Annotated in this window: 23 protein-coding genes and 4 pseudogenes; 16 read left to right on the top strand and 11 right to left on the bottom strand. The window is 70.8% G+C overall.

Going from position 1 to position 24,644, the window contains the following annotated elements; all coding sequences use genetic code 11:
• The first annotated feature begins 38 nt into the window (after positions 1-38).
• Positions 39-317, top strand: a complete 279-nt coding sequence (locus Q2K21_RS20275) for a hypothetical protein (protein WP_386275803.1) — start codon at positions 39-41, stop codon at positions 315-317.
• A gap of 4 nt (positions 318-321) precedes the next feature.
• Here Q2K21_RS20275 and Q2K21_RS20270 read toward each other — a convergent pair whose 3' ends face one another.
• The 3 genes from Q2K21_RS20270 to Q2K21_RS20260 all read right to left on the bottom strand — a co-directional run bounded on the left by Q2K21_RS20270 (position 322) and on the right by Q2K21_RS20260 (position 3,539).
• A complete protein-coding gene (locus Q2K21_RS20270; protein WP_310772896.1) occupies positions 322-1,428 on the bottom strand; it encodes a mechanosensitive ion channel family protein in 1,107 nt (368 codons plus the stop codon).
• Between the two features lie 309 nt (positions 1,429-1,737).
• The gene (locus tag Q2K21_RS20265) at positions 1,738-2,502 is read right to left on the bottom strand and encodes a crotonase/enoyl-CoA hydratase family protein (RefSeq protein WP_310772894.1); all 765 of its coding nucleotides are present in this window, start codon (positions 2,500-2,502) and stop codon (positions 1,738-1,740) included.
• Between the two features lie 74 nt (positions 2,503-2,576).
• Entirely contained in the window at positions 2,577-3,539 is a 963-nt protein-coding gene (locus Q2K21_RS20260) for a lysylphosphatidylglycerol synthase transmembrane domain-containing protein (protein WP_310772892.1), read from the bottom strand.
• A gap of 183 nt (positions 3,540-3,722) precedes the next feature.
• Here Q2K21_RS20260 and Q2K21_RS20255 point away from each other — a divergent pair, with 183 nt between their 5' ends.
• Positions 3,723-5,618: an ABC transporter ATP-binding protein gene (locus Q2K21_RS20255; protein WP_310781132.1), complete on the top strand. Its 1,896-nt coding sequence runs from the start codon at positions 3,723-3,725 to the stop codon at positions 5,616-5,618.
• A 142-nt stretch (positions 5,619-5,760) separates the two neighbouring features.
• On the opposite strand, the gene Q2K21_RS20250 is transcribed toward Q2K21_RS20255, so the two are convergent.
• A complete protein-coding gene (locus Q2K21_RS20250) occupies positions 5,761-6,657 on the bottom strand; it encodes an aminoglycoside phosphotransferase family protein (protein WP_310772890.1) in 897 nt (298 codons plus the stop codon).
• Positions 6,658-6,986: 329 nt separating this feature from the next.
• Between Q2K21_RS20250 and Q2K21_RS20245 the strand changes: the two genes are divergently transcribed.
• The 9 genes from Q2K21_RS20245 (at position 6,987) to Q2K21_RS20205 (ending at position 14,916) form a co-directional block, all read left to right on the top strand.
• Complete coding sequence (locus Q2K21_RS20245; protein ID WP_386275800.1) at positions 6,987-7,577, top strand: hypothetical protein; 591 nt, start codon at positions 6,987-6,989, stop codon at positions 7,575-7,577.
• On the top strand, positions 7,574-8,242 hold the full coding sequence (locus tag Q2K21_RS20240) for a vitamin K epoxide reductase family protein (RefSeq protein WP_310772887.1): 669 nt from the start codon (positions 7,574-7,576) through the stop codon (positions 8,240-8,242). The genes Q2K21_RS20245 and Q2K21_RS20240 overlap by 4 nt, the downstream gene beginning before the upstream one ends.
• A gap of 277 nt (positions 8,243-8,519) precedes the next feature.
• Entirely contained in the window at positions 8,520-10,205 is a 1,686-nt protein-coding gene (gene ctaD, locus Q2K21_RS20235; RefSeq protein ID WP_386275854.1) for an aa3-type cytochrome oxidase subunit I, read from the top strand.
• Positions 10,206-10,208: 3 nt separating this feature from the next.
• Positions 10,209-10,757 (top strand): hypothetical protein, encoded by a 549-nt coding sequence (locus Q2K21_RS20230; protein ID WP_310772885.1) that lies wholly within the window; start codon positions 10,209-10,211, stop codon positions 10,755-10,757.
• A gap of 181 nt (positions 10,758-10,938) precedes the next feature.
• Positions 10,939-12,672: a SulP family inorganic anion transporter gene (locus Q2K21_RS20225; protein WP_310772883.1), complete on the top strand. Its 1,734-nt coding sequence runs from the start codon at positions 10,939-10,941 to the stop codon at positions 12,670-12,672.
• 17 nt (positions 12,673-12,689) lie between these two features.
• Entirely contained in the window at positions 12,690-13,115 is a 426-nt protein-coding gene (locus tag Q2K21_RS20220) for an ATP-binding protein (RefSeq protein ID WP_310781126.1), read from the top strand.
• 244 nt (positions 13,116-13,359) lie between these two features.
• Positions 13,360-13,710, top strand: coding sequence for an ArsR/SmtB family transcription factor (locus tag Q2K21_RS20215; RefSeq protein ID WP_310772881.1), 351 nt, complete (start codon positions 13,360-13,362; stop codon positions 13,708-13,710).
• Positions 13,711-13,789: 79 nt separating this feature from the next.
• Positions 13,790-14,557, top strand: coding sequence for an SDR family NAD(P)-dependent oxidoreductase (locus Q2K21_RS20210; protein ID WP_310772879.1), 768 nt, complete (start codon positions 13,790-13,792; stop codon positions 14,555-14,557).
• A 116-nt stretch (positions 14,558-14,673) separates the two neighbouring features.
• Positions 14,674-14,916 (top strand): DUF6400 family protein, encoded by a 243-nt coding sequence (locus tag Q2K21_RS20205; RefSeq protein WP_310772877.1) that lies wholly within the window; start codon positions 14,674-14,676, stop codon positions 14,914-14,916.
• Positions 14,917-14,931: 15 nt separating this feature from the next.
• Here the strand turns inward: Q2K21_RS20205 and Q2K21_RS20200 are convergent.
• Both Q2K21_RS20200 and Q2K21_RS20195 read right to left on the bottom strand, forming a co-directional pair.
• A pseudogene (locus Q2K21_RS20200) lies at positions 14,932-15,797 on the bottom strand (sugar phosphate isomerase/epimerase family protein).
• Entirely contained in the window at positions 15,794-16,810 is a 1,017-nt protein-coding gene (locus Q2K21_RS20195) for a Gfo/Idh/MocA family oxidoreductase (RefSeq protein WP_310772875.1), read from the bottom strand. The pseudogene Q2K21_RS20200 and the gene Q2K21_RS20195 overlap by 4 nt, the downstream one beginning before the upstream one ends.
• A 211-nt stretch (positions 16,811-17,021) precedes the next feature.
• On the opposite strand from Q2K21_RS20195, the gene Q2K21_RS20190 reads away from it, so the two are divergent.
• From Q2K21_RS20190 to Q2K21_RS20180, 3 genes are all read left to right on the top strand, one after another.
• Positions 17,022-18,239 (top strand): IS110 family RNA-guided transposase, encoded by a 1,218-nt coding sequence (locus tag Q2K21_RS20190; protein ID WP_310772873.1) that lies wholly within the window; start codon positions 17,022-17,024, stop codon positions 18,237-18,239.
• A 223-nt stretch (positions 18,240-18,462) separates the two neighbouring features.
• On the top strand, positions 18,463-18,660 hold the full coding sequence (locus Q2K21_RS20185) for a nuclear transport factor 2 family protein (protein WP_310772871.1): 198 nt from the start codon (positions 18,463-18,465) through the stop codon (positions 18,658-18,660).
• Positions 18,661-18,728: 68 nt separating this feature from the next.
• Complete coding sequence (locus tag Q2K21_RS20180; RefSeq protein ID WP_310772869.1) at positions 18,729-19,802, top strand: NAD(+)/NADH kinase; 1,074 nt, start codon at positions 18,729-18,731, stop codon at positions 19,800-19,802.
• A gap of 11 nt (positions 19,803-19,813) precedes the next feature.
• On the opposite strand, the pseudogene Q2K21_RS20175 reads toward Q2K21_RS20180, so the two are convergent.
• Positions 19,814-20,002, bottom strand: a pseudogene (locus Q2K21_RS20175) (hypothetical protein); the annotation flags it as partial.
• A 310-nt stretch (positions 20,003-20,312) separates the two neighbouring features.
• Here Q2K21_RS20175 and Q2K21_RS20170 point away from each other — a divergent pair.
• Complete coding sequence (locus Q2K21_RS20170) at positions 20,313-21,293, top strand: LacI family DNA-binding transcriptional regulator (protein WP_310772867.1); 981 nt, start codon at positions 20,313-20,315, stop codon at positions 21,291-21,293.
• 119 nt (positions 21,294-21,412) lie between these two features.
• On the opposite strand, the gene Q2K21_RS20165 is transcribed toward Q2K21_RS20170, so the two are convergent.
• The 3 genes and pseudogenes from Q2K21_RS20165 to Q2K21_RS20155 form a co-directional block, all read right to left on the bottom strand.
• Entirely contained in the window at positions 21,413-22,369 is a 957-nt protein-coding gene (locus tag Q2K21_RS20165) for an expansin EXLX1 family cellulose-binding protein (RefSeq protein ID WP_310772865.1), read from the bottom strand.
• Positions 22,370-22,764: 395 nt separating this feature from the next.
• Positions 22,765-22,878 carry a hypothetical protein gene (locus Q2K21_RS20160; RefSeq protein ID WP_310781123.1) on the bottom strand — a complete coding sequence of 38 codons (114 nt, stop codon included), beginning with the start codon at positions 22,876-22,878 and terminating at the stop codon, positions 22,765-22,767.
• Between the two features lie 136 nt (positions 22,879-23,014).
• Positions 23,015-23,059 (bottom strand): annotated as a pseudogene (locus Q2K21_RS20155) (hypothetical protein); the annotation flags it as partial.
• A gap of 43 nt (positions 23,060-23,102) precedes the next feature.
• On the opposite strand from Q2K21_RS20155, the pseudogene Q2K21_RS20150 reads away from it, so the two are divergent.
• Positions 23,103-23,198: pseudogene (locus Q2K21_RS20150) on the top strand (Appr-1-p processing protein); the annotation flags it as partial.
• Here Q2K21_RS20150 and Q2K21_RS20145 read toward each other — a convergent pair.
• Positions 23,164-24,417: an MFS transporter gene (locus Q2K21_RS20145; RefSeq protein ID WP_310772863.1), complete on the bottom strand. Its 1,254-nt coding sequence runs from the start codon at positions 24,415-24,417 to the stop codon at positions 23,164-23,166. The pseudogene Q2K21_RS20150 and the gene Q2K21_RS20145 sit on opposite strands and share 35 nt — an antisense overlap.
• Between the last annotated feature and the right edge of the window lie 227 nt (positions 24,418-24,644).

Raw genomic sequence — 24,644 nt, 5'->3', positions numbered from 1 at the left:
GTGGCGGCCTCGGCCGGCCTGACGTACTGCGGCAGGTCGTGGGCGGGGACGTCTTCGACGCCGTCTTCACCGCCGTCGCGCGCACCTTCCTGGAGCGGTACCGGGGCTCCTCGGCGACGACGGCGGACTGCGTCGCCGTCGCCTCGGAGGTCTCCGGCCGGGACCGGTCCGGGTTCCCGCGGGAGTGGCTGTACGGCACGACGACGCCGCGGATGCCCGGCCACCCGCACCGGACGGTCACGCCGGTGACCCCGTACCTGGCCACGCCGCACAGTCGGGCGGACGGGCACTACCACGAAGCGTCGGCGACGCCCTGAGCCGTCAGTCGAACAGGGCGGGGGCGGTTCCGCCCTGCTCGACGAGCGCGTCCTGGGGGCTCCGCGGCTGCGGTACGGGTGCCGAGCCCTGCTGGATCGCCACCGTCCGCGTGGGCGCCGGGATGCTGATGCCCTCCTCGCGGTAGCGCTTGTGCAGACGCTTGATGAACTCGTGCTTGATGCGGTACTGGTCGCTGAACTCGCCGACGCCCAGGATCACCGTGAAGCCGATCCGGGAGTCGCCGAACGTGTGGAAGCGGACGGCCGGTTCGTGGTCGGGGACCGCGCCGGTGATCTCCGTCATCACCTCGGCGACGACCTCGGTGGTGACCTTCTCGACATGCCCCAGGTCGCTGTCGTAGGCGACCCCGACCTGGACCAGGATGGTCAACTGCTGCTCGGGACGCATGAAGTTGGTCATGTTCGTCTTGGCGAGCTGGCCGTTGGGGATGACGATCAAGTTGTTGGAGAGCGCGCGGACTGTCGTCTGGCGCCAGTTGATGTCCTCGACGTAGCCCTCCTCGCCGCTGCTCAGCCGGATGTAGTCGCCGGGCTGGACTGTCTTCGAGGCGAGGATGTGGACGCCGGCGAAGAGGTTCGCGAGGGTGTCCTGGAGGGCGAGCGCGACGGCCAGGCCGCCCACACCCAGGGCGGTGAGCAGCGGCGCGATGGAGATGCCCAGCGTCTGCAGCGTCACGAGGAAGCCCATGGCCAGCACCACGACCCGGGTGATGTTCACGAAGATCGTGGCGGAGCCGGCGACCCCGGAGCGGGACTGGGTGACCGTTCGCACCAGACCGGTGATCACCCGGGCCGCCGCCAGCGTGGTGACGGCGATGAGAAGTACGGTCAGCACCTGGTTGACGTGGTGTCCGACCGACTTCGTCAGCGGCAGGGCCGTCGCCGCGGCCGCCGCACCGCCGGCGACCGCCGTCCACGGCACCACGGTCCGCAACGCGTCCACGATCATGTCGTCACCGCTCCACTTGGTGCGGCTCGCGTGCCTGCCCAGCCAGCGCATCAGCATGCGCACGAGGAAGGCCGCCACCAGGCCCGCGGCCAGGGCGATTCCGGCGATGATCAGGTCGTGGAGGGTGAGTGCGCGATTCACCGGTCACCTCCCGCGCGGGAGAGAAGGCCCCAGGGCCGGATGTGAGGAGTCGTCACCTTGCCACCTGCTCGAATATCACGGGATGCACGATCACGCCCGGACGGCTGTGGGCCGCCCGGAGCAACGGTTCATCCTGCCGCATGAACGTGCCTGTCCGTCACCGGGCCGAGGAGCAGCGGTCCTTGGGTAACTGCTGCCTGCCGGTCCGTTCCCGTATGGGGCCGGGTGGCTGCCGCCCGCTGCCCGTCCCCGTACCGGGGCGGTCGACGCGCCGGCCCGGTCGACCGCCTCCGTTCGCCCGGCCCGCGGTCACAGCTCCGTGAACGATCCATGCCGCCCGGCCCCCGCCGCGAAGCGGGCGGCGCCCTCCAGGCTTTCTGCCAGCGCACCCATGCCGTACCGGAGTTCGACCCGTATGGCCGTCTCCTCGTCCAGGCCCTCCTGGTCGAGGACGGACGCGCGGTCGCCGTGCAGACAGGACTGGGGGAAACGGGCGATCGTGGCCGCCAGCTCCTCCGCCTCCTGACGGGCACGACCGGTCGGCACCACGCGGTTGGCGAGGCCCATCTCGTACGCCTCCCGGGCCGGGACCGGACGGCCGGTGAGGATCATGTCCAGCGCACGGCCCGTGCCGATCAGCCGTGGCAGCCGCACCGTCCCGCCGTCCACGAGCGGGACGCCCCAGCGGCGGCAGAAGACCCCGAACACCGCGTCCTCCTCGGCGACCCGCAGATCGCACCAGAGCGCCAGTTCGAGACCGCCCGCCACCGCGTGCCCGGCGACCGCCGCGATCACCGGCTTGGACAGCCGCAGCCGGGTCGGCCCCATCGGGCCGTCGCCGTCCTCCGCGACCCGGTTGCCCCGCTCGGTGCCGATCGCCTTGAGATCCGCGCCCGCGCAGAACGTCCCGCCCTCTCCCCACAGCACCGCCACCCGCGCCGACTCGTCCGCCTCGAACTCCCGGAAGGCGGCGGCCAGCGCGGCGGCGGTCGGCCCGTCCACCGCGTTCCGGGCCTCGGGGCGGGAGAGGACAACGGTGGTGACGTACCCCTGACGTTCGATCCGGACCGGCATCGGGCTGTCCCTTTCAGAGGGGTGTGCGGACTGGCCCGGCTGACGTTACTCCCGGGTACGGCCGCTGTCCCGGGTCAGATCACCTTCAGCCGCACCAGCGCTCCCAGCGTCAGCGCCCCCGGCAGCAGCGGCAGCCACACCGTGATGATCCGGTAGGCGAGGACCACCGCCGTCGCCAGGGCCACCGGGCCGCCCGCCGCGACCAGGGCGACGATCAGCGCCGCCTCGACCGAACCGATGCCGCCGGGCGTGGGCACCGCCGCGACCGCGAGGGTCGCCGCCAGATATGCGACCGCGGTGTGCGCGGGCGGCACCGGCAGCGAGAGCGCCTGCCCCACCGCGGCCAGTCCGGCCGCCTGCAGCGCCGGGAAGGCGAGCGAACCGCCCCACAGGGCGAGCGCGCGGGCGGGGCGGGTGTGCACCGAGCGGGCCTCGCACAGGGCCGTGCGCAGGAAGGAGCACACGACCGTCCGCAGCCGCCGTACGAGAACCAGGACCGTCGCCGCCACGCACACCACCCCGGCCACCGCCATCAGGAGCGGGCCGACCGTCGGTGCGGGGACGAGGGTGCCCAGGTGGAGGGCGTCCGGGAAGGCGGCCAGCAGGACCAGCAGCAGACCGATCCGGGTGATCGACTCGGCGAGCATGTACAGCGCGAGCGCCGCCGACGAGCGGGCGAGCGGCACCCCGCACACCGTCATGAACCGCAGGTTGACCGCGCTCGCGCCCAGACCGGTGGGCAGCAGGTGGTTGGCCGCGCCCGCCGCGAACTGCGTGGCGAGCAGCCGGCGCGCGGGCAGCCGCTGCACCACCGCGCCCTGCCGGGTGAAAGCGGCCGCGACCCAGGTCAGACAGGTCGCGATGATGGCGGCCGCCAGCCACGGCCACTCGGCCGACCGAAGCCGGCCGAAGCCCTCGGCGAGCACCGAGCGATGCCGCACCGCGACCGCGAGCACGAGGACGAGCGGGATCAGGCACAGGACCTGGCGGACCGGAACACGTCTGGGGAGTCCCTGAGGGAGACGTACGGCAGTCACATCGGGAGAGGTTTTCCACACCGCACCAACGTGAGGTTGCGAACGCGGGGACGGCGGCTGACACGCTGGGCAAGGCGCGGGAGGACCCGGGCGGGCACCGGGCGCGTCGCTTGTGCGCGTGCACTTCGTGCGCCGCTCATTGACCTCAATGATGGTCGAGGTTCTAGCGTCTCTTTTATGAGTATGGAGACCACCGCCTGGCACCAGCTGCACAGCGTCATGACCGCGCAGCAGGACCGCCGCCCCTTCCACCGCGCCACCCTGCGCCGCATCGGCGCGTTCGCGCGCCCGCACCGCCGCCGAATCGCGCGGTTCGTCGTGATCAGCGTGGTGACGGCACTGCTCGCGGTCGCGACGCCCGTGCTCGCCGGCCGCGTCGTCGACGCGATCGTGTCGCACGGCGACCAGGGCACGGTCGTACGCCTGTCGTTGCTCATAGCCCTCATCGCGGTCGCCGAGGCGGCCCTCGGACTCCTCGCCCGCCGGCTGTCGGCCACCCTTGGGGAAGGGCTCATCCTCGATCTGCGGACAGCTGTGTTCGATCATGTGCAGCGCATGCCGGTCGCGTTCTTCACACGTACTCGTACGGGCGCGCTGGTCAGCCGTCTCAACAACGACGTCATCGGCGCCCAGCGCGCCTTCAGCAACACCCTGTCGGGAGTCGTCGGCAACCTGGTCACGCTGCTGCTCACGCTCGCGGTGATGCTCACCCTGTCCTGGCAGATCACCCTGCTCGCACTGGCGCTGCTGCCGGTCTTCGTCGTCCCGGCGCGGCGAATGGGCCGAAGGATGGCGCGGCTCCAGCGCGAGGCCGCAGACCTCAATGCCGCGATGGGCACCCGGATGACGGAGCGGTTCTCCGCGCCCGGTGCCACGCTCGTAAAACTGTTCGGGCGGCCCGAGGAGGAGTCCGCCGAGTTCGCGGCACGGGCGCGGCGCGTGCGGGACATCGGGGTGCGTACGGCGATGGCCCAGTCCGCCTTCATCACGGCGCTCACACTGGTCTCCGCCCTGGCGCTCGCCCTGGTCTACGGTCTCGGTGGCTGGTTCGCCCTGCGCGGCACCCTGGAGGCCGGCTCCGTCGTCTCGCTGGCCCTGCTGCTCACCCGGCTCTACGCGCCGCTCACCTCGCTCGCGGGCGCGCGGGTCGAGGTCATGAGCGCCCTCGTCAGCTTCGAGCGCGTCTTCGAAGTACTCGACCTCAAGCCGCTGATCGAGGAGAAGCCCGACCCGCGGGCGGTCCCCGACGGGCCGGTGCCGGTCGAGTTCGAGAACGTGCGCTTCGGCTACCCGTCCGCCGACAAGGTCTCCCTCGCCTCACTGGAGGAGGTGGCGGCCCTGGACACGCGCGGCGGCGCAGAGGTCCTGCGCGGTGTCTCCTTCCGCGCCGAACCCGGGCAGACGGTCGCGCTCGTGGGCTCCTCCGGCGCCGGCAAGTCCACCATCGCCGGACTGCTCCCACGGCTGTACGACGTCGACGAGGGCGCCGTCCGCATCGGCGACGTCGACGTCCGCGACCTGAGCGCCCGGTCGCTGCGCGAGACCCTCGGCATGGTCACCCAGGACGGCCATCTGTTCCACGACACGGTACGGGCCAATCTGCTGCTGGCACGGCCGGACGCGACCGATCACGACCTGTGGGACGCCCTGCGCCGGGCCCGCCTCGACGACCTCGTACGCTCCCTGCCCGACGGCCTCGACACGGTCGTCGGTGAGCGCGGCTACCGCCTGTCCGGCGGTGAACGCCAGCGCATGACCATCGCCCGGCTGCTGCTGGCCCGCCAGCGCGTCGTGATCCTCGACGAGGCCACCGCCCATCTGGACAACACGTCGGAGGCGGCCGTGCAGGAGGCCCTGACGGAGGCGCTGGAGGGCCGTACCGCGGTCGTCATCGCGCACCGGCTGTCCACGGTGCGGGCCGCCGACGTGATCCTGGTCGTCGAGTCCGGCCGGATCGTCGAGCGGGGTACCCACGAGGAACTGCTGGCGTCAGGCGGGCGGTACGCGGAGTTGTACCGGACGCAGTTCGAGAAGACGGGGACGGTGTTCCGGGAGGCCGAGCCGGAGGCCGTGGCGTAGGCCCGGGGTGTAAGCCCGGCGCGGCCCCCGGCTCGGGCGGAGTTCACTGATGGTCGCGAGGAGGCCCGGGCATTCACACCCGGTCCTCCCGGCCCGCCTCAATTCTTGAGGAATCGCGTCCGGCCGAGAAGGCGGCCGGATCTCAGCCGATGAGGGCCTCGGTGATCTGCCGGGTGGTCTGTGCGGCGACCCGGGGGTTGACGGCGGCGTAGGCGGTGTACGCGTTCAGGCCGGTGGCCAGGGCCCAGCCGCGGCCCCGGGTCCAGGTGGCGTCGTCCACACCGAGCGCGTCGCGGAAGGCGGCCCGGCTCTCGGCCGTCATCAGAGTGAAGGCGATCGTCAGGTCGCAGGCCGGGTCGCCGATGCCGAGCCCGCCGAAGTCGATGACCGCGCTCAGGCGGCCGTCGACGGTCAGCAGGTTGCCGGTGTGGAAGTCGCCGTGGAACCAGACCGCAGGACGGTCCCAGCCGGGGACGCCGAGTGCCCTGTCCCACAGCTCGGTCATGGCCGTGGCGTCGAACGCGTCGTCGACCTGCGCGATGGCGGCCCGTGTCGCCCGGTCCCGGTCGGCCAGCGGCTCGGCGGCGAGGTCTTCGTGGGCGTCCTCGGCCGGGAAGTCGACGGGCGCGAAGCGCTGAAGGGCGGTCAGGAACCGAGCGAGGTCGACAGCGGCCCGGGAGGAGTCCCCCAGCGTCTCGACCGTCGCCACCTGGCCGTCCAGCCAGCGGGACACCGCCCACGGCCACGGATAGCCGAAGCCGGGCTCGCCGACGGCCACCGGTATGGGGACGGCGAGCGGCAGATGCGGGGCGAGCCGGGGCAGCCACCGGAACTCCTTCTCCGCCTGCCGGATGGCGCCGGCATGGCGCGGCAGCCGAACGGACAGTTCCGCGCCCAGCCGGTAGATCACATGGTCCGAGCCGGCCGGGTCGAGCAGCTTCAGGGGCAGCCCGGCCCACTGCGGAAACTGCGTGTCGATCAGACGTCTGACCAGTGCGGTATCGATCGCGGGGCGGTTGTCCACGGTCCCGGCTGCCAAGTGCGGCTCCTGCGGTAGGCCCGCTCCGTACGGCGGGCGGGCGGTCGGGCCCATCACAGTGCGTCAGGCCCCCTCCTGTCGACCGGATTTCACGATCGGCACGCGGTTTCCGGCCGCCGACGAAAGCGGGTCGAACATCGCCGTGCGAGGGCCGTTCGGCCCTTGTTGCCCGGCGGACGTACTGACTTCACTGATCACGCGGTCGCGCCCGTACGCCTGGATCCCCGCCCGTGGGGCCGGTCCGGCGGTCCCGCTGATGGGTGGTGCGGGCGGGGCCGTCCAATGCGAGGCGCCCGGGACTGCGCCGTACGACGAGGAGGAAGCGGCAGATGATCGCGGCGGTGGGGCACGCGGACCTGACCCCGGGCACGCTGAAACTGGTGGAGGCCGAGCTGCGGGCGGTGCTGGAGCGCCTGCCCGGGCAGCAGTCCGGTCTGGTGCGCGCGGGCGCCGGGGCACCGGTGGTGTTCGGCAGGGCGGTGCGGGCGGCGGGGCGGCCACTGGTCGTGGTGATCCCCGCGCATCGGACGGTTCCCGCGATACCGCCGTGGCGTGACCGGGCGGCGACGGGCGAGTTGCTCACCCTGGCCCAGCAGGTACGCCTGCTCGCGTACGACCCCGGCGACCGCGACGCCTGCGTAGGCGCGGACGAGCGGATGGTCGCGGACTGCGGCCGTCTGGTGGCCGTCTGGGACGGCTCCCCGAGCAACGGCCGCGACGCCACGGCACATCTGGTGGCGTACGCCCGCGCACACGGCGTCCCGGTGGAGGTCGTGTGGCCGGCGGGGGCCGTCCGCGAGGCCGCGCCCGGCGCACCGGAACAGGACGGCGGCCGCGGGCCGCGCGATGTCACTCACCCATCGGCCGTCGTGGGCACCGAGCCCACGCAGAGTACGAGCGAGGCGGAACAACTCCGATGACCAGCACCACCACGACCGTGCACCACCTCACTACCAGGGCCGGCGAGGAGGACGGAGGACGACGCGGGATCACACCCGAAGGTGCGACCGGTGCCTCCCGTGCCTTCGCCTGGCTGCTGATCGTGACCGGGGCACTCGGGATCCTCGCCTCGTTCGTCATCACCATCGACAAGTTCCAGCTGCTCCAGGACCCGGGCTTCACCCCGTCGTGCAATCTGAGCCCGGTGGTGTCGTGCACGAACGTGATGCGCAGTCACCAGGCCGGCGTCTTCGGGTTCCCCAACCCGCTGATCGGACTGCTCGCGTACCCGGTCGTCGTCGCGGCCGGCGCCGCGCTGCTGGCCGGGGCCCGCTTCCGGCGCTGGTTCTGGCTCGGGCTCAACGCCGGCGCGCTGCTCGGCGTGGCCTTCTGCATGTGGCTGATGACCCAGGCGCTGTACGAGATCGGCGCGCTGTGCCTGTGGTGCTGTCTGGCCTGGGCGGCCACCATCGCCCTGTTCTGGTACACCACCGTGCACAACCTGCGGCACGGGATCGTCCGAGCGCCTCGCGCCCTGGTCGCCGGGGCGCTGGAGTTCCACTGGGTGGTGCCGGTCACCTGGTACCTCAGCATCGTGATGCTGATCGGCACGCGCTTTTGGTCCTACTGGCAGACGCTGCTGTGAACCTGCCTCGCCGCGCCCGCGACCTGCCCGCCGACCACGTCGGTGGGCAGGTCGCGGATGTCCTGTTCATCCCCTCAGGGGGCCGAGGAGGGGCCGTTGGGCCCTGGGCCGGGCCCCTGGCAGGGACTGGTCGGCCCTATCGGGACCAGGTACCCCTCCGACGATCATGAGGCCGGCGGCCGGGAAGGGCCAGGTCCGTTCCCGCACCCACGGCACTTCCCGGCTCGTCGACGACACGAGCAGATGGGGAGGACGCCGTCCGGTGGACGAGGCACAGATGCAACAGGTGGAGATCGCGCGGCCGAGGGCCGAGGTCTCCGTGGTGGACGAGACGTCCGGACGGACGGAGCACGCGGCGGCACGGCCGTCGTGGGTGGAGTGGCTGACGACCACCGATCACAAGAAGATCGGGACGATGTACCTGGTCACCGCGTTCGTGTTCTTCATCGTCGGTGGCGTGATGGCGCTGATGATGCGTGCCGAACTCGCCCGGCCGGGCCTGCAGATCATGTCGAACGAGCAGTTCAACCAGGCGTTCACGATGCATGGTTCGATCATGCTGCTGATGTTCGCGATGCCGCTGTTCACCGGCTTCGCGAACTGGATCATGCCGCTGCAGATCGGGGCCCCGGACGTGGCCTTTCCCCGTCTGAACATGCTCGCCTACTGGCTGTTCCTGTTCGGCTCCTCGATCGCGGCGTTCGGCTTCCTCACCCCGGGCGGGGCCGCCGACTTCGGGTGGTTCCTGTACGCCCCGCTGTCCGACGCGGTCCACTCGCCGGGGCTCGGCGCCGACCTGTGGATCATGGGGGTCGCGCTCTCGGGCTTCGGTTCGATCCTGGGCGCGGTCAACTTCATCACCACGATCGTCTGCATGCGCGCGCCGGGCATGACCATGTTCCGCATGCCGATCTTCGTGTGGAACGTGCTGCTGACCGCGCTGCTGATCCTGATCGTGTTCCCGGTCCTGGCGGCCGCGCTGTTCGCGCTGGAGTGCGACCGCAAGTTCGGCAGCCATGTCTTCGACGCGGCCAACGGCGGGGCGCTGCTGTGGCAGCACCTGTTCTGGTTCTTCGGCCACCCCGAGGTGTACATCCTGGCGCTGCCGTTCTTCGGGATCGTCTCCGAGGTCATCCCGGTCTTCTCCCGCAAGCCGATGTTCGGCTACATGGGACTGATCGGCGCGACGATCGCGATCGCGGGCCTGAGCGTGACGGTGTGGGCGCACCACATGTATGTGACCGGCGGGGTGCTGCTGCCCTTCTTCTCCTTCATGACCTTCCTGATCGCGGTGCCGACCGGAGTGAAGTTCTTCAACTGGATCGGCACGATGTGGAAGGGCAGCCTCTCCTTCGAGACGCCGATGCTGTGGACCGTCGGCTTTCTCATCACCTTCGTCTTCGGCGGTCTGACGGGCGTGATCCTGGCCTCGCCGCCGATGGACTTCCACCTGTCCGACTCGTACTTCGTGGTGGCGCACTTCCACTACACGGTCTTCGGTACGGTCGTGTACGCGATGTTCGCCGGATTCCACTTCTGGTGGCCCAAGTTCACCGGCAAGATGCTCGACGAGCGCCTCGGCAAGATCACCTTCTGGACGCTCACGATCGGTTTCCACCTGACCTTCCTGGTCCAGCACTGGCTGGGCGCCGAGGGAATGCCCCGCCGGTACGCGGACTATCTGGCCGCCGACGGCTTCACCGCCCTCAACACGCTGTCCACGATCGGCGCGTTCCTGCTGGGCCTGTCGATCCTGCCGTTCTTCTACAACGTCTGGAAGACCGCCAAGTACGGCCGGCCGGTGGAGGTCGACGACCCATGGGGCTACGGCCGTTCGCTGGAGTGGGCGACCTCCTGCCCGCCGCCGCGGCACAACTTCACCACCCTGCCCCGTATCCGCAGCGAATCCCCGGCGTTCGACCTGCACCATCCCGAGATCGCCGCGGCCGACTCGGCGGGGTGAGCCGTGTCCCACACTGTGCCGGCCCTCGGCATCGCGATGGTGACCGCCTCCGGTTGCGTCTGGTATCTGCCGGCGCTCGCCGATCTGCGGGCCGGCGCCGACCGCCCCGTTTCCCGCCGTACCGCCGCCGCGGCCTGTCTGAGCGGCTGGAGCACGACCGGGGTCGTCGCCGTACTGCTCCTGCTGGCCGAGGCGTGGTGGATGCCCGGTGCCACGGCCGTGACGGGGGCCGCCGTCACGGTGGGCCTCAGGGCACGCGCGGCGGTGCAGCGCAGGCGCGAGGTGCGGGAGGCCGCCCGTCACTGGGCGGAGCTGCGTCACGGCTCGCCCCTGATCGGTACCGACCGGACGCGGAACGTCTTCACCGCCCTGATGGCCTTCGGGCTGATCGCCGCGGGGGTCACGGCGGCCGTACTGGTGGCCACCGGGCCTGACGACGGCTTGGACCGGTGGGTGGTCGCTGCCGTTCCGGCCCTGGTCGTCGCTCTGTTCCTCACCGCCGCGATCACGTACACGAGGCGGCCCGCCGGGAATCGCCATGAACAGATGTAGGAATTGCGAAATTTTGCAATTGGTTACATGCTGAGGTGGCTGCACTCGTTCGAATCCGGTAGCCGCGGGTGCAGCGCATACGTGTCCGACGTCTACCGTGTCCGCCCCGCAGGGGTGGGACCTTCGTAGGGGAAGCCGAGGGGGTCGTGTCCGAGTTGCGGGAAACCGAGGTCGCCGCGCGATGACCTCGCCGATCAGCCGGGCGCGGACCCGGATCGCGCCCTTGCTGCCCGGTCGTGCCGATCTGGTTCAGATGCGGCGCGACCCGCGCCGGGACCTGCTCGCGGGCCTGACCGTGGCGATCGTGGCGCTGCCGCTCGCCCTCGGCTTCGGTGTCTCGTCCGGGCTGGGCGCGGCGGCGGGGCTGGCGACCGCGGTGGTCGCGGGCGCGCTCGCCGCGCTGTTCGGCGGGTCGAATCTCCAGGTGTCCGGGCCGACCGGCGCCATGACGGTGGTACTCGTGCCGATCGTGGGCCGGTACGGGCCGACGGGCGTGCTGACGGTCGGGGTGATGGCGGGCGTCATGCTGGTCGCGCTGGCCGCGCTGCGGGCCGGGAAGTACATGCAGTATGTGCCGGCCCCGGTCGTCGAGGGCTTCACGCTCGGTATCGCCTGTGTGATCGGCCTCCAGCAGATCCCGAACGCCCTCGGCGTGCCCAAGCCCGAGGGCGACCGGGTACTCGTCGTCACCTGGCGGGCGGTGGGGGAGTTCGCGAAGTCGCCGAACTGGACCGCCGTCGGCTTCGCGGCCGCCGTGGCCGCCGTCATGCTGGTCGGCGCGCGGTGGCGGCCGACCGTCCCGTTCTCCCTCCTGGCCGTGATCGCGGCGACGATCGTGGCGCGGGCCGCGGGCCTGGACGCGGCGAAACCGATCGGGGAACTGCCGTCCGGGCTGCCCGCCCCCTCGCTGTCCTTCCTCGACCCGGGAGCCCTCGGCACGCTTCTCGCCCCGGCCGTTGCGGTGGCCGCCCTGGCCGCGCTGGAGTCGCTCCTGTCGGCCTCGGTCGCCGACGGCATGACGGTGGGGCAGAAGCACGACCCGGACCGGGAACTGTTCGGACAGGGGCTGGCCAACATCGCCGCCCCGCTGTTCGGCGGCGTGCCCGCCACCGGCGCGATCGCCCGCACCGCGGTCAACGTCCGCACCGGCGCGAACTCCCGGCTCGCCGCCCTCACCCACGCCGCGATCCTCGCCGTGATCGTCTTCGCGGCGGCGCCCCTCGTCTCGAAGATCCCGCTCGCCGCCCTCGCCGGCGTCCTGCTGGCCACCGCGATCCGCATGGTCGAGGTCGGTTCGCTGCGGGCGATGGCGAAAGCGACCCGCTCGGACGCGCTGATCCTCGTGCTGACCGCCGTGGCGACCCTGGCCCTGGACCTGGTGTACGCCGTCATCATCGGCCTGGTCGTCGCCGGCGCCCTGGCGCTGCGTGCCGTGGCCAAGCAGGCCCGCCTCGACCAGGTGCCGCTCGACCGGGGCGACCACAGTGCCGAGGAGCACGAGCTGCTCGCCGAGCACATCGTCGCCTACCGCATCGACGGTCCGCTGTTCTTCGCCGCCGCCCACCGCTTCCTGCTGGAGCTGACCGACGTCGCGGACGTACGGGTGGTCATCCTGCGGATGTCGCGGGTGTCGACGATGGATGCGACCGGGGCGCTGGTCCTCAAGGACGCGGTGCAGAAGCTGAAGCGGCGCGGCATCGTCGTCATGGCCTCCGGGATACGCGCCGGTCAGCGCCAGGTGCTCGATTCGGTGGGCGCCCTCGATCTGCTGCTCCACGAGGGCCGGGAGTACGCCTCCACGCCCGAGGCGATCCGGGGTGCGCGCGACCACCTGGAGTCGGCCGGAATCCTGTCGGCCGCGGCGCGCAGGACCGCGCCCAGAACGGCAGTCGCCGGCGAGGAACCCGTCCGATGAGCGCAGCCGGAGAGCTGATGTCCACGCAACTTCAGGCGCTGCCGTATCGGCACGTGCTCACCCTGCCGAGCGAGCCCGCGGCGGTTCGCCTGGCCCGTGAGACCGCCGAACAGGCGCTGGTCGAATGGGGAATCGGCCTGCGCCACCCCGTCGCGGATCCGGCGCTGCTGATCCTCGGCGAACTGGTCACCAACAGCGTCCGGCACGCCGCCGACCTCTCCCCGCAGCTCACCGTCGTCTACGCGGCGGGCGAGGACTGTCTGGCCCTCGCCGTCCACGACCGGCACCCCTGTCGGCCCCGGCTGTACGGCACGGCCGTCGGCCCCGGCACCGGCGGGCTCGCCACCGTCATGGAGCTCACACTCGGCCTCGGCGGCACCGCGGTCGTACGCGGCGACGCCGACGGCAAGGGCAAGAGCATCTGGGTCACCCTTCCTCTCTGAACAGGGCGCACAGTGGGTGGATGCCATCTTGCTAATGTTGGCAATTATCGAGGTCATCACTGATGGGCGTCGTTGAAGCCGTGGGGTTCGGGTGGACCGGTTCCCGCTGGGCGGGTTCGGTCCCGCCGGTGGGGCACGCGAGAATGTGTCGCATGGCTTTGACGGGTGAGCGGATGCGACGTACCGAGGACCGGCAGGGACGACGGGTACCGTCGCGGTCCTGCGCAGAGGAGGGGGCGGCACGGTGACCGCGCCGCTGTACCAACTCAAGGCCGAGTTCTTCAAGACGCTCGGCCATCCAGCGCGCATCCGCGTCCTGGAGCTGCTGAGCGAGCGTGAGCACGCGGTCGCCGAGATGTTGCCCGAGGTGGGCATCGAGCCCGCGCATCTGTCGCAGCAGCTGGCCGTGCTGCGACGGGCGAACCTGGTCGTGACCCGCAAGGAGGGCTCGACCGTGTACTACTCGCTGACCAGTCCGCACGTCGCGGAACTGCTCCGGGTCGCCCGTACCATCCTCTCCGGTGTGTTGGCCGGGCAGGCCGAACTCCTCGCCGACCTGCGCGCCGCGGAGTCGGAGCCCCGGCCGCGGTCGTAGCCCCGAGGTGGCCATCAAGGTGCGTGTGGACGGGAAGCCTCTCCCCGGCCGGACCGCCCGCCGCGCACAGGAGAACAGCATGGTCACCGAGCACACGCCCCGCACCGCCGTCGTCACCGGAGCGGGATCCCGCCGCGGCATCGGCCGGGCCACCGCGCACGCACTCGCCGCGACGGGCTACCGCATCGCCGTACTCGACCTGGACGAGGAGGGCGCACAGGACACAGCCCGCGACGTGGCCGCCCGGCACGGGGTGGAGACCTTGGCCCTCGCGGTCGACGTGACCGACCCCGACGCGGTGGACGCCGCGATCACGGCGGTCGAGGCGGCACTGCCGCCCGTCGGCGCCCTCGTCAACAACGCGGGGATCACATCCCCCACCCGCTTCCTCGACGCCACGCCCATGGAATGGGACCGGATCTTCGAGGTCAATGTCCGCGGCAGCTTTCTGGTCACCCGCCGCGTCGCCTCCGGCATGGCCGACCGCGGCTTCGGCCGGATCGTCTTCCTGTCCTCGGTCTCGGCCGAACGCGGGGGAGGGGTCTTCGGAGGAGTGGCCTACTCGGCGTCCAAGGCCGCCCTCCTCGGCTTCGCCCGGTCACTGGCCCGCGAGCTCGGCCCCTCGGGGGTCACCGTCAACGCCGTCGCGCCCAGCCTGATCGACACCGACATCACCGCGGGCAGGCTCGACGAGACGCGCAAAACCGCCATGATCGCCGGCATCCCGATGGGCCGTATCGGCGGCGTCGAGGACGTGGCCGACGTCATCGCCTTCCTGGTCAGGCCCGAATCCGGCTACGTCACCGGCGCGACGTACGACGTCAACGGCGGCTTCCATATCCACTGACGACTGCCGTTTCCGGACGGGCGTGACCAGGATCTCCCCCGGCCGGCTCCGGGAATCCGAATATTCCTGATAAAAATATCGAATAACTGCCCGGATTCCTGTAGGAAAGCCCGCTCATGGCCCACGAGAACACCCCCGACCATCACATATTCGAGATGGATCTCACCGTCGACGAAGCGCGTCGGCGAGCGGAGTTCCTCGCGGCGATGGGACCCGACTGGGACCCGATGGTGGCGCTGGAAGAGGAAAACGCGGCGCACCGCATGCTCTACTCCGGCCTCGACGAGCACCAGCAGCAGATCTACGACCGCCTCGTGGCCGCCGGAGTGCTGCCCGCCGATCTCGGACCCGGCCACTGACGGGACCGGGTCGGCCTACCCGGCCAGTTCCTTGCGGATGCGGTCCAGCATGATCGACGAGGACTCGCGGGCCCGTTCCTCCCAGGCGAAGACGCAGGCAGTGGCGACGCCGTCGAATTCGAGTTCGCGCAGGGTGCCGAAGAACGCCTCCCAGTCGACCTCACCCTGGCCGATGTCGAGGTGCTGGTGGATACGGGCGGTGGTGCCGGGCGGATTGAGGATGTAACGCAGGCCGGAGGAGCCCTTGTGGTTGAAGGAGTCGGCGATGTGCACGTGCTGGAGCTTGTCGCCGGCGTAGCGCATCATGGCCGCGATGTCCGCCGTCGGGTCCGCGCCCGAGAGGTGGAAAGAATGGGTGCGCAAATAAGGTAGTTCACCCACGGCTTGTTGATCGCACGGACGAGGTCGACCGCCGGCGTGTTCTCCTCGCAGAAGTCGTCCGGGTGGGCCTCCAGATTGAGCGCGATGCCCTCACGCTCGAACAGCGGCAGCAGTTCCTCCAGTGAGCGCCAGAAGGCGGCCTCGCTCTCGGCGGCACGCTCGGGGCGGCCATTGAACTCCGAGTTCATCAGCGGACATTCGAGGTCGGCGGTGATCTCGATCATCCGCTTCCAGTGGCGGACGGCGGTCTGCCGTTCGGTCTCGTCGGGCGAGGACCACTTGTAGAGGGGCAGGACGGAGGACAGCTTCACGCCGTGCGCGCGCAGGGACTTCTTCAGCGCGGCGATCCGCTCGTCGTCCGCCCGGGGGTGCAGGAAGAACGGCATGAAGTCGTCCCGTGGGGACAACTCGATGTACTCGTAGCCGAGTTCGGCGACCGTGCGCGCCATGTCGTCCAGCGGCAGTGCGCGGAACATGTACGGGTCGAGGGCGATCTTCACGCGGCACCTCCGTAGAAGGCGGGGCGGGGCTTGAGGTCTGTGGCCACGACGCGGCCCGACTCCAGGGCCTCGACGGTCGCTGCGGTGATGGCGGTGGCGGCGTAGCCGTCCCAGGCCGAGGGGCCGGTCGGCTCGTCGCCGGCTGCCAGGCCCGCGATCCACTCGCGGAACTCGGTGTCGAAGGCGTCCTTGAAGCGCCCCACCCAGTCCGTGAGAACCGCTGTGCTGTGCTGTCCGGCGGTGCGGACGGCGACCGCGTCCGGGTCGGGCAGCCGGACCAGACCCTCCTCGCCGACCGTCTCGCACTGGATGTCGTAGCCGTACTGGCAGTTGACGAAGACCTCCAGATCGATGCGGACACCGTTGGCGGTCTCGAAGAGCATGATCTGCGGGTCCTTGAGGTGGGCGGACCGCTTGCTCGTGGCGCGCGGGGTGAGCACCTGGGTGGAGACGATCTCGTCGTCGAGCAGCCAGCGCAGCACGTCGACCTCGTGCACCGCAGTGTCCAGGGCGGCCATCGCGGAGGTGTACGACTCCGGGACGGTCGGGTTGCGGTGGGCGCAGTGCACGATCAGCGGCTCACCGATCCGGCCGGAGTCGATGACCTGCTTCATCTGCCGGTAGCCGGCGTCGTAGCGGCGCATGAAGCCGACCTGGACCAGGCGGCGGCCGTACGCGATCTCGGCCTCGATGATCTTCAGACAGTCCTCGGCGGTGGTGGCGAGGGGCTTCTCGCAGAACACCGGCTTTCCGGCGGCGATCGCGTTCAGCACGTGCTCGGCGTGGGTCGGGCCCCAGGACGTCACGAGTACGGCGTCCACCTCGTCCGCCGAGACCACGGCCGCGCCGTCGTGCAGCACCCTGGCGCCGACCGGCGCCGCCGCCTCTTCGGCGCGAGCGGCGTCGATATCGGTGACCGCGGTGATCCGTGCACCGGTGACGGTGTGGGTGAGACGCTGGATGTGCTCCTTGCCGATCCAGCCGGCGCCGATGACGCCCATACCTACGGTCATGGTCGTGTCCTACCTTTCAACTGTGGGTCCGTTCTGGTCATTCGTAAGATCGGGAAGGCCCAGGGGCTCTGGGTATGGCTGTCATCGTTGCGCCCTCGATGGCTCAAGGAACTTGGCCGCCCGGAGCCCCGCGACGACTCGACCGCCAATTGGGAGATGCGACTCCGATCGCTGCTGTAGGACAACGTCGGCGAGGTCGTCTGCGGGGGCGATGTACGACGAGCTGGCGGAGGGGAACGTGCCCGAGATCTGGGCTGGAGTGGACATCGGCAAGACCCACCACCATGCGGTGGTGATCGACGCGGACGGCAAACGTCAGCTGTCCCGCCGGGTCGCGAACGACGAGACTGAACTGCTCGCCCTGATCAGCGATGTTCTGGAGATATCCCAGGACGTGCTGTGGGCCGTCGACCTCAACCACGGTGGGGCCGCGCTGCTGATTGGCCTGCTGGTCAACCACGGCCAGCCGGTTGCTTATCTCACTGGCCTGGCGGTCCACCGAGCCTCGGCCACCTACCGGGGCGAGGGCAAAACGGATGCGAAGGACGCCTTCGTCATCGCCGACCAGGCCCGTGTCCGCCGCGACCTCGGCCTGTTGCGGCCAGGCGACGAGATCGCCGTTGACCTGCGCACTCTGACTACCCGCCGCCTGGACGCGGTCTTCGACCGGACCCGGCAGATCAACCGGCTCCGTGCCCAACTCCTGGAGATCTTCCCCGCGTTGGAGCAGGCCCTGGAACTGACGAACCGGGGACCGGTGATGCTGCTGACCGGATTTCAGACCCCGGCCGCGATCCGCCGGGCCGGAGCGAGCCGGATCGAGACCTGGCTGAAGAACCGCAAGGTTCGTGGCGCCGCCACACTGGCGAAGACGGTGGTGGAGGCCGCTCAGGCCCAGCTGACCGCGCTGCCCGGCGAGAAGCTGGCCGCCGCCATGGTGGTCCGCCTGGCGAAGGGGGTGATGGCCCTCGATGAGGAGATCGCCGAGCTCGACGCCCTGATCGAGGCCCGGTTTCGCGAGCATCCGCACGCCGAGGTGATCTGCAGCCTGCCCGGCATGGGCACGAAACTCGCGGCCGAGTTCATTGCCGCCACCGGTGGCGACATGGACGCCTTCGGCAGCTCCGACCGCTTGGCCGGCTTCGCCGGCCTGGCCCCCAGGCCACGCGACTCCGGCCGCGTCAGCGGCAATCTGCGCCGGCCGCGGCGCTACCACCGCGGTCTGCTGAGAACCATGTATCTGTCGGCCATGGTGAGCCTTCAGTGCTGCCCCGTCTCGAGGGCGTTCTACGACCGGAAGCGGAGCGAGGGCAAGGGCCACAAGCGGGCCCTGCTGGCTCTCGCACGCCGACGCCTCAACGTCCTGTGGGCGATGATCCGTGACGGAGAGTGCTTTCACACTTCACCTCCCGTCACGGCAGCGGCTTGACAACACGATTGGGAAGTTCCTTCGGATGAGGTCAGGAGAAACGCGCCCGGAGTTCGGCGTCGAGGGATTCGAGGGATTCGAGGGTGCGGCGGCTCTGCGGATACACATCCACTCCACTCCGTCCAGTCACGAAGACATGCTGTCGCGCTCTACTAGTGCGCTCTAGTGCGAGTACGATGGCCCCTGTCCAAATGTCATGTCAATAGCTTGTTGTTGAGCGAACGTGACCGCTCCGCTCACGGTGGCTCACCGTGCCTATCCGGACGCCATGGACGAAGCTGATACAGAGGCGTTCGACGACCTGCTCGACGACGGGTTCGCCCTTACACACATGACCGGATACGTGCAGCCGAAGGCCGAGTGGCCGGCGCAGATGCGACGCGAAGTGGCGGCTTCGACCGGCTACCGACTACGCCCGTAGAGGCGACACCTGGGCAACGCTCCGCACCGTCGCCACGACCTGGTGACCGAGACGTCCTGGAGGCGGATGTGACTGTGAACCGAATCGGCCTGGTGGTGCACGGTGGGCGCGCGGAGGCCGTGGAGGCGGCCGATGTGGTCCGGGCGTGGTGCGAGGAACACGCCGTGCGGTGCACGGACATCGACGTGTGGCACGACGGCGGGCGACGCGGCGCGCGTGAGGAGGTCGAGGCCGCGGGCGATCCCGACCTCATCGTCACCCTGGGTGGGGACGGCACCTTTCTGCGGGGTGCCCGGCTGGCCGCCGAGAACGACTCCCTCGTCCTGGGGGTCGACCTCGGGCGGGTCGGTTTCCTGACGGGGGTGTCGGCCTCCGGGGTGCGTTCGGCGCTGGACGCGGTGCGCGAGGACCGGTTCAGGGTCGACAGCCGCATGCTGCTCACCCTGCGTGCCTCCCGTTGCCTGGAGGTGCCGGCGGACATGGAGGATTGGGTGAAGTACGGCCGTGGTCCGCTTCTGCCGCCGCCGCGGGTACGCTCCGACTGCAAGGCCGACGACGAGTGGGGCATCCCGCTGAACGTCACAGCACTCAACGATGTCGTGCTGGAGAAGCTGTCCCGGGACCGCCAGGTATCGGTCGGGGTCTACGTCTCCGGCAGGCTTCTCGCCTCCTATTCGGCCGACGCCCTGCTGGTGGCGACCCCGACCGGATCGACCGCCTACAGTTTCGCCGCGGGAGGGCCGGTCGTCTCGCCGCGTGCGGATGCCCTCGTCTTCACGCCGGTCGCCCCGCACATGGCGTTCAATCGATCGGTCGTCACGGCTCCGGACGAGCCCGTCGGTTTGCGCGTGCTCGAACGGTCGGGGCAGGCCGCGGTCAGCATCGACGGTCAGTTGCGGGGCGTGCTCGATCCCGGGGACTGGATCGGTGTGTACGCCGCTCCGCGCCGGCTGCGGGCCGTGAGGCTGGGGCCGATGGACTTCTACGGCCATCTGCGTGAGCGGATGAACCTGACCGATGCCCCGGCCGCGGTCGCCGACGGATCGCCTGCCCCGCTCTGGTCGGTGACCACACCGCCGCCCGGAGACCTCGCCCATCTGGCGCTGTTGCCGGTCCCGGACGGTTTCTCACCTCTTCGGTGAGCGGATGGGACGACAGAGGACAGCGCGCCGGTGTAGAGGCCGGCGCGTCCGTCCTCGGTGAAGTCGGGTGCCCAGGCGCGGGTGGCCGGAGTGACCAGCATCTGGCCGAGGGTGAGCAGGACGACGAAGCCCGCGGTGGGGAGGAGTCCCGCGGTGGCGGGCAGGAGTCCCGCGGTGCCGGTCCAGCCGGCGTTGGCCGCCCTCCTCGCGGTCATGCACCCCGAGCTTTACGAGGCACTCGTGACCACCTGGCCATGGGGACAGACGCATTGGGCCACTGAGCCGGCGGTCGGAAGCCATATCCGTCGGCGGGGCCCGATGCCGGCGGGGCCCCATGAAGGCGGACCGCTTCGACCGGGCCCCGGCAGGGCCCACCGGCCCACAGCGCGAAGTGCCAGAATGACAGCTGGCAGCAGGCCGAGGGGATGGGGACAGGCGACCGTGCCGGACAATCGAGTGGGAAGACCTTCGACGGAGGACCACAGCGAGCGCGGCGAGGGACCCGCATCGGTGACGATCGCGTACATCGCCGAATCCGCGGGCGTCTCGGTGCCCACCGTGTCGAAGGTGCTCAACGGCCGCTCCGGGGTGTCGGAAGAGACGCGCGCGCGTGTCGAGCAACTGATCCACCAGTACGGTTACCGCAAGCCTCCCAAGAACCGCAGCAAACTGGTGGAACTCGTCTTCCGCGAGTTGGAGAGCATGTGGGCCGTGGAGGTCATCCGCGGTGTGGAGCGCGTGGCCCGCAGGAACCGGGTCGGGGTGCTGGTGTCGGAGCTCGGGCTCCATGACACGGAGGGCATGACCATCGACGACACGGTCGGGCGGCGCCCTCAGTGCGTTCTGTCGGTGGCGCAGCTCTCCGAAGCGGAGCGGGCACAGCTCACGGCGAAAGGCATCCCGTTCGTAGTCTTCGACCCGATCGACGAGTTGCCCGACGGCGTGCCGTTCGTGGGCGCCACGAACTGGAGGGGCGGGCAGGCGGCGACCCGGCATCTGCTCGACCTCGGACACCGGCGCATCGCCATGATCAGCGGACCGGATCACCCCTACTGCCGCGCCCGCCTGTCCGGTTACCTCTCCGCCCTCGGGGAAGCCGGGCTGACGCCGGAACCGGGCCTGGTGGTGAAGACGCAGCTCACCCACGAGCACGGATACGCCGCCGCGCGGGAGCTGCTGTCCCGACCCGATCGCCCCACCGCCGTGTTCACTGCCAACGACATGCAGGCGCTCGGCGTCTACCAGGCCGCGCGCGGACTCGGCCTGCGCATCCCGGACGATCTCAGCGTGGTGGGCTTCGACGACGTACCGACCGTGGCCTGGGTGGATCCGCCCTTGACCACCGTCCATCAGCCGCTGGCCGAGATGGCGACGGCTGCCACCGAGCTGGCCCTGGCGCTCGGCCGCGGCGAGGAGGTGCCGCAGTTCGGGTTGGAGATCGCCACCACCCTTACCGTCCGTGAGAGTACGGCTCCGCCGAAGGAGGCGTGAGGCGGCGCGGAAACACGGCTGTGCCCTGGTTGCCGGCGGAGGCGGGCGACCAGGGCGAGGGGCCGGTCGGGCAGGACGATCGTGCGCGATGGACGATCACATCGCATCGGGCGGTGCGATCAGTGCTGGGCGAACTGGAGATGGGTCGGTTGCACGACGTTCGGCCGCAGCGCGATTCCGCTGACGGTCAGCTGTTGCCCATAGATGTCCGTGATTCTGATCGCGCCGCCGCACCCGCTGCCGTCGGCGGAGATGAAGTAGTTGTAGTCGGTACGGGGCAGTCGCCGCCAGCCTGCCGCGGTGCGGACCTCCAGCCCGGCGACCGGATTACGGTGGCCGATGGCCTGGATGCCGCACCAGTAGGGGCTGGAGCCGGTCTTGTACCGGATGGAAATGGTGCCGGACGTACTGGGGCTCAGCAGGCTCCAGGTAATCGGGATCCGGCCGAGCTTGAGGTCGCCGAGCTTGGCGAACGCCTGCTGGCTGAGGTCAAGTTGACCGGGTGCGCACGGCGCCGGGCATTCGTTGGTGATCCGGACCGTGACGGAAGCGCCGTTCGCCGCGCGGACGAGCACGTAGGCCCCGCAGGCCCTGGCCGTCTCGTAGTCGGTGGTGTTCATCGCCGCGATCATGAGGTCGGGGCTCGGGCCGAACAGGCAGGCGCCGTCTCCGTTCCCGGCCTCATAGGCGGTGGCGACACCTCGGTAGGTGGTCCCGGGCCGGATCCGTCCTGCCGACGATGCCGCGGATGTCTGCCGCGGGGGCCGCGGAGTGTGCGTGGCCGACGGGTGCGCTGCCGTGGCGGACGCACTCGCCGTCGGCGTCGGCGTCGGGGTGCCGGTCACGGTCGGGGAAGCCGTCGAGGCCGGCCTGTCCGACGTGGTCGCTGCTGTGGCTCTCACTGGGGCGGTGGTGACGGGGGTGGCCGCGACGGGCCCCGCATCCGCCTTGCGGCCGGGGAGCGACGCCACGACCAGGCAGACGACCACGCCTGCGATAGCCAGCGCCAAGGTGGTGCCCAGCATCTGCCTGTGTCTGCGCCTGCGCTGCCGCGCGGCCTGCCTTGCTGTCGTCATGCCTGTCCGTCCTGGAGTTCGAGCCGATGGTGCACTGCTCAGTGACCGCAGAAAGCGAAAAGGTTGCCGACGCCCTGGCCGGGGGAACCACGGCCGTCGCGGCCATGGCCACCGACTCGTGGACGGTCGCGCGCGGCGGAGTCGCACGGCCGTTCCGCCGTCGCGGAGAGGACCGACAGTCGAGGCCCAGCTCGACAACAACGAGGCCCTCGTCGCGAGGGCTCACGGCGCCGAGCGCGTACGTCAGAAAGTCGTGTTCACGAGCCGTGCCGTACCTGGGTGCGGCGCGCCGTACACGGACGCGCTCTGCGGCGCATCGCCACCCTGCCTGGCGGGGGTGCCCCGCGCTGCTTCAACGTACGCATGGCGCCCCTGTCGGGGTCAGTTGAGGGCGCTCACTGTGCGACCTCGTCGGCGGTCAGCGAGATGGTCGCCGCGGCGACGTTGTCTTCCAGGTGGGCGACCTTGGAGGTGCGGGGGATCGGCAGGATCACGGGGGAACGGTGCAGGAGCCAGGCGAGTGCCGGCTGCGCCGGAGTGGCCTCGTGGCGGGCCGGGGCCTCCGCGAGGATGCCCCCCGGCTGCGCCGCGCGCGCCGACCTGCTCGGCGAACGGCACCATCGGGTCGATCCGGTGCGGCTGGTACAGGTCGACGCGGTCCAGCTTCAAACGCTGCAGGCTCCCGTCCACGCACTGCCGCAGCTACTCCGGGCGGCCGTCCGGTACCCACTGCGGGAAGTGGTCCCGGGGCGAGCCGCTGATCCAGGAGCGGCTGGTCGGGCGGGGGCTCGTGGTCACGGTGTACGACCATGGGGCGGACGTGAGCTGAGCACGGACACGGCGGTATCGATGCCCGCGGCGGCCCGGGTGCCGTGCGTCCGGAAGAAGCGTGCCGTGGTCACCAGGACCATGGCGAGTGCGGCGGGTATCGCGTAGGCGACGCGGAAATGGCCCGTCGCCCCCAGGCCCCCGCTCGCACCGGCTCCGACGAGAACGCCGACGTAGTTGAAGACGTTGAGCCGGGCCAGCACCGTCTCGGGGGCACCGGGCCGCAGCCGGCCGGCCGCGGCGACGCACAGCGGGGTGAGGGCGGCGACTCCGAGGCCCGCACACCCTGCCGCGCCGACCGCGTACGGCCAGCTCGGTGCCGCCGCCAGAGCGGCCAGGGCGACGGCCGCGAGCAGGGCGGCGGCGCGGACCACAGCCACCGGCCCGACCCGGCGGACCATGAGGTCGGCACTCGCCCGGCCGGTCACCGTGCCCGCCTGGTAGGCCGCGTACGCGAGGGGCGCGGCCGCCAGGGACGCGGCGAGGGTCTGATGAAGGTAGACGGTCGACCATGCCGAGACCGTGGAGTCCACGACGTAGGCGACGAGGAGAACGACACCGAAGGGGACGAGCCGTGCCCACACCCGCCGCCCCAGGACCTCCTCGAGCGGCGCCGGCCCCTCCTCGAGCGGCGCCGGCCTGTCGCCGGACGAGGAGAGCGTGGGCGGGAGGACATGGGGCCGGACGGTCAGGGCCAGGAGGGCCACGAGCGCGGCGTGGGCGGTCAGGACGTACTCGACCGGCCAGCCCAGCCGGGAGACGCCCGCCGTCAGCAGCGCTGCCGCCACGCCCGCGGCGCTCCAGGCGGCGTAGAAGGAGGAGAGGATGCTGCGCCCGTAGTGGCGTTCGACGGTGGCCGCGCGGGTGTTGACGGACACGTCGACGGCACCCAGCGCCAGCCCGAAGAGGACATAGGCCGCCGAGGCGGCGAGCCGGCCCGGCGCCCAGGCCACGGACAGCAGGGCCACGGCCGCGGTCAGCACCGCCGCGCGCATGACGGCGACGGTACCCGAGCGGCGTACGGCGGCCAGGCCCGCGAAGCTGCCGGCACCCGCGGCCAGCGTCAGGGCGATCGTGAGCGCGGTCATCGCCAGGGACGACAGCCGCAGATGGCTCTCCACGGCGGGCACCGTGGTGGACACGGCGCCCACCGCCGCGCCCTGGGCGGCGAACACGGTGGCTGTGACCCGGCGGGCTCCCGCGAGCGGGCCACTTCTCACAGGCAGAGGCGGAGCCGTCGCTCCGAGGGACGCGTTCATGGGGGCCTCTTCCTGTCACGGACCGTGGGCGGGCCGGGGTGCGCGAATTGGAGCAACCGTAGGAATGCGGACCGACACGACGGAGGACACCTACGGCCACACTGAGGACCCTGGCGGCCAGGAGCGGATGGCACGGGCGGTGCCTCGGGAGACCGGCTCACGACCGGAGCGGCTCGGAGCGGCGAGGT

It is taken from the genome of Streptomyces sp. CGMCC 4.7035, assembly GCF_031583065.1.
Taxonomy (GTDB): domain Bacteria; phylum Actinomycetota; class Actinomycetes; order Streptomycetales; family Streptomycetaceae; genus Streptomyces; species Streptomyces yaanensis.
The sequence above is the reverse complement of the archived record's forward strand: the minus strand, read 5'-3'. Positions and strand labels throughout refer to the sequence as shown.